The 7,767-nt window shown below is 47.7% G+C and carries 10 protein-coding genes; 2 read left to right on the top strand and 8 right to left on the bottom strand.

All coding sequences use genetic code 11. From position 1 onward, the window contains the following. Nucleotides 1-202 precede the first annotated feature (202 nt). The 5 genes from FT726_RS25230 to FT726_RS25210 all read right to left on the bottom strand — a co-directional run bounded on the left by FT726_RS25230 (nucleotide 203) and on the right by FT726_RS25210 (nucleotide 3,859). Complete coding sequence (locus tag FT726_RS25230) at nucleotides 203-709, bottom strand: GNAT family N-acetyltransferase (RefSeq protein WP_346303656.1); 507 nt, start codon at nucleotides 707-709, stop codon at nucleotides 203-205. 225 nt (nucleotides 710-934) lie between these two features. Beyond that, complete coding sequence (locus FT726_RS25225) at nucleotides 935-1,225, bottom strand: YciI family protein (protein ID WP_346303655.1); 291 nt, start codon at nucleotides 1,223-1,225, stop codon at nucleotides 935-937. Between the two features lie 209 nt (nucleotides 1,226-1,434). Continuing rightward, nucleotides 1,435-2,175: an SDR family oxidoreductase gene (locus tag FT726_RS25220; RefSeq protein WP_346303654.1), complete on the bottom strand. Its 741-nt coding sequence runs from the start codon at nucleotides 2,173-2,175 to the stop codon at nucleotides 1,435-1,437. Between the two features lie 253 nt (nucleotides 2,176-2,428). After that, complete coding sequence (locus FT726_RS25215) at nucleotides 2,429-3,019, bottom strand: hypothetical protein (RefSeq protein ID WP_346303653.1); 591 nt, start codon at nucleotides 3,017-3,019, stop codon at nucleotides 2,429-2,431. Nucleotides 3,020-3,106: 87 nt separating this feature from the next. Next, complete coding sequence (locus tag FT726_RS25210) at nucleotides 3,107-3,859, bottom strand: HNH endonuclease signature motif containing protein (RefSeq protein WP_346303652.1); 753 nt, start codon at nucleotides 3,857-3,859, stop codon at nucleotides 3,107-3,109. Between the two features lie 481 nt (nucleotides 3,860-4,340). Between FT726_RS25210 and FT726_RS25205 the strand changes: the two genes are divergently transcribed. Continuing rightward, nucleotides 4,341-4,769 carry a GFA family protein gene (locus FT726_RS25205; protein WP_346303651.1) on the top strand — a complete coding sequence of 143 codons (429 nt, stop codon included), beginning with the start codon at nucleotides 4,341-4,343 and terminating at the stop codon, nucleotides 4,767-4,769. Nucleotides 4,770-4,911: 142 nt separating this feature from the next. After that, the gene (locus tag FT726_RS25200) at nucleotides 4,912-5,364 is read left to right on the top strand and encodes an NUDIX domain-containing protein (protein ID WP_346303650.1); all 453 of its coding nucleotides are present in this window, start codon (nucleotides 4,912-4,914) and stop codon (nucleotides 5,362-5,364) included. A 111-nt stretch (nucleotides 5,365-5,475) separates the two neighbouring features. Here FT726_RS25200 and FT726_RS25195 read toward each other — a convergent pair whose 3' ends face one another. The 3 genes from FT726_RS25195 to FT726_RS25185 all read right to left on the bottom strand — a co-directional run bounded on the left by FT726_RS25195 (nucleotide 5,476) and on the right by FT726_RS25185 (nucleotide 7,735). Continuing rightward, complete coding sequence (locus FT726_RS25195; RefSeq protein WP_346303649.1) at nucleotides 5,476-6,411, bottom strand: IS110 family transposase; 936 nt, start codon at nucleotides 6,409-6,411, stop codon at nucleotides 5,476-5,478. Nucleotides 6,412-6,839: 428 nt separating this feature from the next. After that, nucleotides 6,840-7,073, bottom strand: coding sequence for a hypothetical protein (locus FT726_RS25190; protein WP_346303648.1), 234 nt, complete (start codon nucleotides 7,071-7,073; stop codon nucleotides 6,840-6,842). Between the two features lie 17 nt (nucleotides 7,074-7,090). Beyond that, nucleotides 7,091-7,735, bottom strand: a complete 645-nt coding sequence (locus tag FT726_RS25185; RefSeq protein WP_097098556.1) for a DNA methyltransferase — start codon at nucleotides 7,733-7,735, stop codon at nucleotides 7,091-7,093. Nucleotides 7,736-7,767: the final 32 nt, after the last annotated feature.

Below are 7,767 nucleotides of genomic sequence, written 5' to 3'. Positions count from 1 at the left end.
TCACAGTCAGCAGAGACTAAACAGCGTTGCCAGACAGCTCAACGAAAGACCGAGAAAAACGCTAGAATATGAATCACCCGCAGAACGGTTCAATAAGTGTGTTGCGTCCATCAGTTGAACTCACAGCGAGGAGCGGACGTAGCCTTTGCACTACGAACGATTATGTCGCCACGATAAGCAATTATTTATCATTATGGCTTTGTTATGAGTCGTTTTTCGAGTCTCGTCTCATAAGATATTCGTCATGAAAAATACCATTAGCGTAAAGCGCAGCAGTATCAGTGGCCCAGTTAGTGAAACCGTACGACTGATAGAGTGCATATGCAGCATGATTCGTTGTGACGACGGAAAGCTTTACAGTTCTTACTGAGCTTGCAGCTTCCAGCGCAGCCTCCATTAGCCCTGATGATAGTCCCGATCCCCTCATCCCGGCACGGACATACATCCCCCAGATAGTAGCGACATGACTCAGCTTTGGTGAGGTACTGAAGCTCAAACCAATCAGGCCCTGTATGGTGTTGTGAAGGTCAAATCCACCGAAAACATAATTGGTTCGCAATTTTTCAGCAAAGAATGGTGCTGGCTTCTGGCTCCAGTCTTCGTAGGACGCGCCAAAAGCGTCCGGATGAAGGAGCAATGCTTCCAGTCTAACTCTTCTGAAATCCTCTAGGTCGCTCTCATTAATGCGACGCACCGTAAATGCTTTCACTTCAGGCTTTCTCCTGTCGTAAATTTTTCACTTCTGCTAAGAGATCAACTTAACATGAGTTTTGCACCATGTTTTATAAATACCACGCCATTAACGTCCGCTCGTGGCACGAAGCAGACTGACACGGGTATGAGGTCTGTTAAGAGCGATTAACGGAAGTTCGCGGTTTCTCTTAAGACTAATGGAAATTTACCGAAAATTTCTGAGCGTCAAAAAAAGGGAAGCTCAGGCAAGCATGTCCTCAAAGGCAAGACTCCAGGATAATACTTCCACTGAGGATCTCAGTCCAAATACCCAAAATGGGTCAGTCTCAAATACCTTTTCGGCCTCATCTTCATTAGCAGCTTCGACTATCCATAGCGCTCCAACTGGTTGGTCTTTGTCTTTTTGACGTAATGAACCGGCAGCCTTGATGATATTCTTATGTTGCTTTAACCACTCGATATGGGAATTGAAGTGTTCTTTTCTGACTTGGAATGCCGTTGGTTTATCGGTGAATCTTATTGCAAAAAGCATGGCTTCCTCTTTCCTTGAATTGTAAGTTTTAGCTCTAACAATCAGGCCTTCTCATTTTCTAACATAAAAATGATGAGGTTATAATCAAGCTAACAAATAACTTCCGCTTTTGGCACAGAGCGGACATCTACAGCAGCCAAGATCCGCTGTAGCTAATAGCAGATTTTATTGGATCTATTCGACAGATTTCATAATTCCTTATAGACGCATCAGTAATGTACCAGCCCGCCGTCTACAGCATACTGACTGCCAGTAACATAGGATGCGTCATCGGACAGGAGGAAGAGTGCAACCGCAGCGGCTTCTTCTGCTGTGCCTGCGCGACCTAAAGGAACCTGGCTTACCACGAAATCTTCAAACTGCTGACGCGACTCTTCTGGCATAAAGTGCCTGAAATTAGTTTCAATTGGGCCTGGCACCAAAGTGTTGGCACGAATGCCACGTTCGGCCAGTGCAGATGCCCAGCTTTTGACCATGGCGATAACGGCGCCTTTCGTCGCTGCATACAGGCTTGTCATAGCCGCACCTTCGTAAGTTGAAGAGGACGAAGTAACCAGAACGGATGCACCTGAATTAAGTGATTTTGATAGGGCGGCAAGCTGTAGCATCGGGCCGCGCACATTTGCGTTCATCATGCGATTAAAAGAATCCGCCGTTACAGATTCTGGAGAGCTGACCTCCGCGAAGCCAGCATTGAGCCATAATCCATCAAGTGAACCCCAATCGCTAATAGCTTCCTTTAGCGCATTGATGTCAACTTCGCTTGCAGAATCACTTTTCAAAATAAGCGATGTTTTAGGCAGCAAAGTACGGGCGCGCTCCAGTCTTTCGTCACTCAGTCCTGTAATAGCTACATCGCCACCTTCAGTGATAATGCGCTGCGCGCCTGCCAGCCCCATGCCACTTGTACCACCAGTGATCAGTATACGTTTTCCCTTAAACCTGCCCATGCTTAGTCCTTTTGTTGACGGAGGAATGAGCATTTACCTTACGTAAACAAAACACTGTTCGTCATCTATTTCATTACGCAACTAAGGCATTGCTGATTGAACAACTGCTTCTGGCACGAAGCGGACTTAAGCATGGGAACGGTTCGCTTTGAGCGAATAGCGGACATTAACGCCTCGCGAATGCGTAGCTTCGAGTGTAGGCGAAGCCGCAACGGAAAAGCTGCCGTGGTGCCTGGCATTGTTAATTTTCGCCTCAGCCACCCAGCGCAGAGAGAAGGAACGAGCCAATTGAGGCAATGCTGCCAGCACTGGGCAAAGCAGCCAGAAGCGTTTTGACTACAACCTTACTTGGTGTGCTTGATTCGAACTGACTTTCAATGGCATTAACTACCTCATTAGCGGACTGCTGGTCCTGCTGAGGTAAAAGGCGTTTCACCTCTTGACGCAACATAGAAATGTGCTCCGCGACATCAGGATTAATATTGGCAGTATTAACTGAGTTATCAGTAGAATGATTGTTGACGCGAGCGTTCGGCCCGGAAATATTATACGTAATGCTCTGAACTGCTGCCTTGGCTTCAGGTAGGCCAAGTTTCCGATGGGTCATTTGGTAGTGTGCTTCTATCCCCCCGAAACCTTCGTGAAATCCAGGATCGATAACCTCGTAAGTTTCTTCTCCACCATTCGACATTCTCCTCTGAATAAGGTCGCCGGTTTCAATCAAAATATCAGACCGGTTGATGAAAATCTTCTTCGACTGAATACTGGCTTTGATGCCATCCACTCGATCACCGTTCTTTCTCAGCAGAGTAACGTTGTCATTTAACATGTTTGAAAAAGTCATAGTGACTCCTTATGTAAATTGACGCTTGCAGTTGGGGCAGGTATGGAGCGCAGCGTAGTACTTGCCCGACAACCTCTACCCGTTAGGCTACCAATATGAATACGTATAATGGGGGTTTGCATGTACTTTAGCCCCTTTAGATGTATTACACGATCCACATGTAAGTTGAAAATTTGTCGGATCATTGGTTCCTGATAATTTTAACGGAACCATATGATCTATGTGTCTACTCACTGTTGGAACCAAAATATTAGTGAGATCACAACCACAGAGTTGGCACCTTCCTTTGTCACGATGAAATACTGCGTTTTTTAACCATGCGGGAAAGTGTGATCTCTTGATAACACCCGGGCTAGCGATGCATTGATGCTCATTGGGCTGTAGCCGACCAATAAACGGCTGAATAAACCGACTAAATTCATATAAAAAAGTTCTGTCTGCAAATAGCAATTGGAAGGCTGCTTCAGAAATTGTTTCGGTGGCAGTCTCCAAGATTCCGCTCAATTCGTATATATGATCGCTAACATACTGTTCTGTAAACCATATTGGGCGTGAGATGTTTGCCCCATCAAGTAATGGACCATAGTCAGCTATAATGCTTTCCTCACCAACCTTTCCGAGATAATGTTGTATCCCGAATCCATTTACGCTGGAAATAAAGGTATGAAGCAAAGTATATTGTTGGGGCTTCTCAATTTGTTCAAAAAAACTCTGGGTTCGAAATTCAAAAAAATCAGCAATTATGTCACCTTCTCCAATTTCTGAAGGGTTCCGCACAGCAGAGATAGTAGCATGAGCAAAGGAATAAGCAGCTGAGTAATTAATTTGTTGTATATTCAATGGCTACTCCGTGAATGATGCCTAACATTTGTATATTTTGCCGGCACGCTTTCTCTAGATTTACCTGATGAACATCCGACGTTAAAGTATTTAAATCCAAACGATACTGTTAACTCCTGCCCAATGCTTGCAGGGCTTCATTATTTTTTTGCCTGTCATTTTAGGTCAATCCCATCAAAGTTTCCAAACTGGAATGTTTTTTCTTTTCCAGCAACAGATAAATTTACCTGTTAATCTGCTCAAAGCATACCTATTTCATGATGAAAGCAAAGAACACTGTATATTTACCCAGATACACAACTAACGTCCGCTTCTAGCACAATGCGTACGCTATCCAGCCCAATGTCCGCTGTGAGCGAGACACGGACATCAAGCCCGATCAATAGCTGATTTTGAAATGCCAAAACGAACGCTCTTACTCAGTATTAAAAAGATGATAATGTTTCTTTAAGTATCTGAAATCGGGTAGGGATAGGGTTAAATGAATGGGTCATGTTTGTGTAAAACGGTTGAATTTCAACTCAGTTATAAACCATCACGATTTTATCGTTGTCATTGCTCGCTTTGTAGAAAGCAGAGTGGTGCAGGTTATAATCTCGCCACGTTAGTGAAAAGCAATGAGTTTCGCTGGATACAAGGGGAAAACTGCATCGCCTCGTGGTTTAAGCCAACTGGCTACCGTACAGATTTTTGCAGCGTATGTGGCTCAACTGTGCCTAACATTCTGCGGGACTTGCCTTATGTCTGGATTCCCGTTGGGTTACTGGATGAAAGTCTTGAAATGGAATGTGTAGGAGACTTTTGCACTGACGATGCCATGCCCTGGGATGAAACCCGTTCAAACAGACTCCACTCGGGACCAGTCAAATCGCTGTCATACCTTTTAGAGTGCCTGAAACTTAAGACCTAAAGGTCTGCCATGAGCGAGGAGTGGACGATAAGCGCAGTTGACGTGGTAAGAAAAGGTATTCTCAATGTGCACTTGTAGACTGCAATCTATGCTTATTGGAAGATCCGAAATGAGGGTTTAAATTTTATTTAAGAGGGATTACATGCGTACTCGTCCAGCCTCTCGATTGATAGTCCTTTCACCTGAAAATCACGTTCTGCTCTTTAGATTCTGCCATAAAGATGATGCTCTGGAAGGAAAAACATACTGGGCAACGCCAGGGGGAGGACTCGAGCACAACGAGTCTTTTGAGCAGGCGGCGTTACGTGAATTATTTGAAGAAACGGGCCTGACAAGAAGAACTACGGGACCACAAATAGCCTCCAGAACCTTCCATATGATGCTACCAAGTGGTGAGAACGTTCTTGCTGAAGAACGCTTCTTTATTATATCTACGATTAAATCAGAAATTGACCGCTCAGGTTGGAGTAACAACGAAAAAGAAGTCATTAATGATCACTACTGGTGGAGCATAGAAGAGCTCAGACAGACCAATGAAATCATCTTCCCACTCGATTTGATAATTAACATACTTGAAGACTTCCCGTGCACTTAACACTATGAAATGATCTGGATGTCCGCTCCTGGCACAAAACGGACCATCGCCTCGTTCAGATTTAGTCCGGAGGCGTATCGTATGTTTCACCCAAGGCCGTAAACTAATCCTTCAGCTATATACCCAGTCCTTTTGATCACGGAACATCGCATTCAGTATCGTAATAAATTTTCTGATACAGGCAGTTATAGCCACTTTTTTGGGTTTTCCGCGTGCAACAAGCGACGTGTAAAAATCTTTAATTCGGGGGTTATATCGAACCGCTGAAAGCATTGCCATATAGAGTGTTGCGCGCAGACCAGACCTGCCGCCCCAGATAGCCCTTTTACCACGAAGCTGCCCGCTGTCCCTGTCATAGGGACATACGCCAACCAGGGCTGAAATCTGCCTGCGATTAAGATGTCCCAGCTCCGGAAGCTGACTCAGGATCGCAGCCTGAGTTACCGGCCCGATACCCTTAACTTTTTCAAGCATTTTTCGTTTTGGAGATAACGCAGCATTCTGATTCAGCTGGTCCTTTATTTCCTTATCAAGCGCATCGATCTGCACATTCAGCCAGGCAATATGCTCCATAATGCCCTTCTCAATCCAGGCACCGCTTTTCTCCTGAAGCCTGGTGATTTCCATGACACGATTCTGTACCAACTGACGCCGCCGCGTCAGGAGCAGTGCCATATCCTGAAGTTCTTTATCCCTGACAGGTCTGAACTCCGGTTTCATACGACGACCATACTCACAGATTATCCTGGCATCAATGGGGTCGCTTTTTGCCACCTTGCCCATTGCCCGGGCAAAATTCTTTATTTGTCGCGGATTAATGACTGCGACAGGCAAACCCGCAGAAATCAGCATTGATTCAGCCAGAGAGTGATACCGGCTTGTGGCCTCCATTATAACGCCTGATATGTGAAGTCCTTCGAATTCATTCAGCAGTTGCGCGATACCGGAAGCGGAGTTCTCCAGATGTATCAGTCGCTCACTAGTGTCGATCCAGACATCTAAAGCGAACTTTGAAACGTCAATACCAACGGTTGTTTTATCGCTCATTTCAGTTCTCCCTGCCTTGCAGATACGGGCTTTAGGTGCGCCAGGCAATTGTTCGGGTTATAGCTGAAAGTAATGCTGCGCATAGTGCTCACCCGCGGGCTTCTTAATCCCAGGACGGAGATCGTGCTGCAGCATCAGTAAAAAAACAGGATAAGTTTAGATTTATCCTGGTTCAGCATTAAACATACAAGGACGGTGAGCTTGCGCCTCTTAAACACGCAGCGGCCGGGCTAAAGTGAAGTCACGGCACCGGCCGCAGACCGCACGGTTTTTATTCCCCCGCCGCAGGCGGCATCAATGAGGCGCGCAGCAACGTCCTTTTCGTCTTGTCCACATCCGGGGTGCATATCCGCCCCGGAACCCTGTGGATAAAAACGGCCCTGCCGTACGCCGGCAGGGATGCAGAGCGCTGTTGGATTTTTAATCAGTCACGCCCTCAGGTGTTTTTGTATCACGGCCGCGCGCCGGTACAGTTCAACCAGGTCATTATCGATCCCCTCAATCAGCAGGCCAGCCATACGCTGCTCGCGGCTGGCGCCCTGCCAGAGGTGGCGCGCAATCATGTCGCGCAGGTGCAGATGAAATTCGTACAGCGATTCTTCCAGGTCGGCGACGTCGGCCGGCAGGGTATCGTTATCAGGGTGCATAGTGTGATCGCTCATCAGGTTATCTCCTATCATCAGGCAGCGCGGGCGTCGCGGTGGGCATACAGGCGGCGCAGGCCGGCGGCGTGGTACTGCTCCATCAGCTCGATACCAATCCAGCGGCGCCCGCACGCCTGGGCGGCCACGCAGGTTGAGCCGGACCCAGCAAACGGATCCAGGACAATGGCACCGGGCTGCGTGAAGGTTTCAATCAGCGGTCGCAGGGCGCTGACCGGCTTTTCGGTGGGGTGATGCCGGTTGCCGGTGTACTCCCACGGCATCACGTCGGGCAGCGGCTTCGCCGGCAGCGCCGGGCGCCCTTTGGCCAGCACGTAGGCGCTTTCGTGCTGGTAGCCCACGAAGGCCGACTTTGAGGCGTAAGGCTTGGTGAAGACGATGTGGCCCACCACGCGGAACCCCGCCGCCTTCCACGCCTGCATAAAAATGTCTATCCGGTTCCAGCCGTAGAAGCTAACCGCCAGGCTGTTGTCTTTCAGCACCCGGAACATTTCGTTGCTCGCCGGCTGGACCCACTCGCTGTTCACGTCGTTGGCAATCGAGCGACCGGAACGGTCCTTAAAGCCGACGAGGTACGGCGGGTCCGTCAGAATGAAATCAATGCTCTTGTCCGGAAAGCCGCCCATAACCTGTACGCTGTCGCCGTGCATGAATCGAGACATAGTGATGCTCCTGTGTATGAAGGGGGCACCGG

It is taken from the genome of Pantoea sp. Morm (genome assembly GCF_016643525.1).
GTDB classification, from domain to species: Bacteria; Pseudomonadota; Gammaproteobacteria; order Enterobacterales; family Enterobacteriaceae; genus Pantoea; species Pantoea dispersa.
Note: the sequence above shows the minus strand (reverse complement) of the source record. Positions and strands in the feature narration are given on the sequence as shown.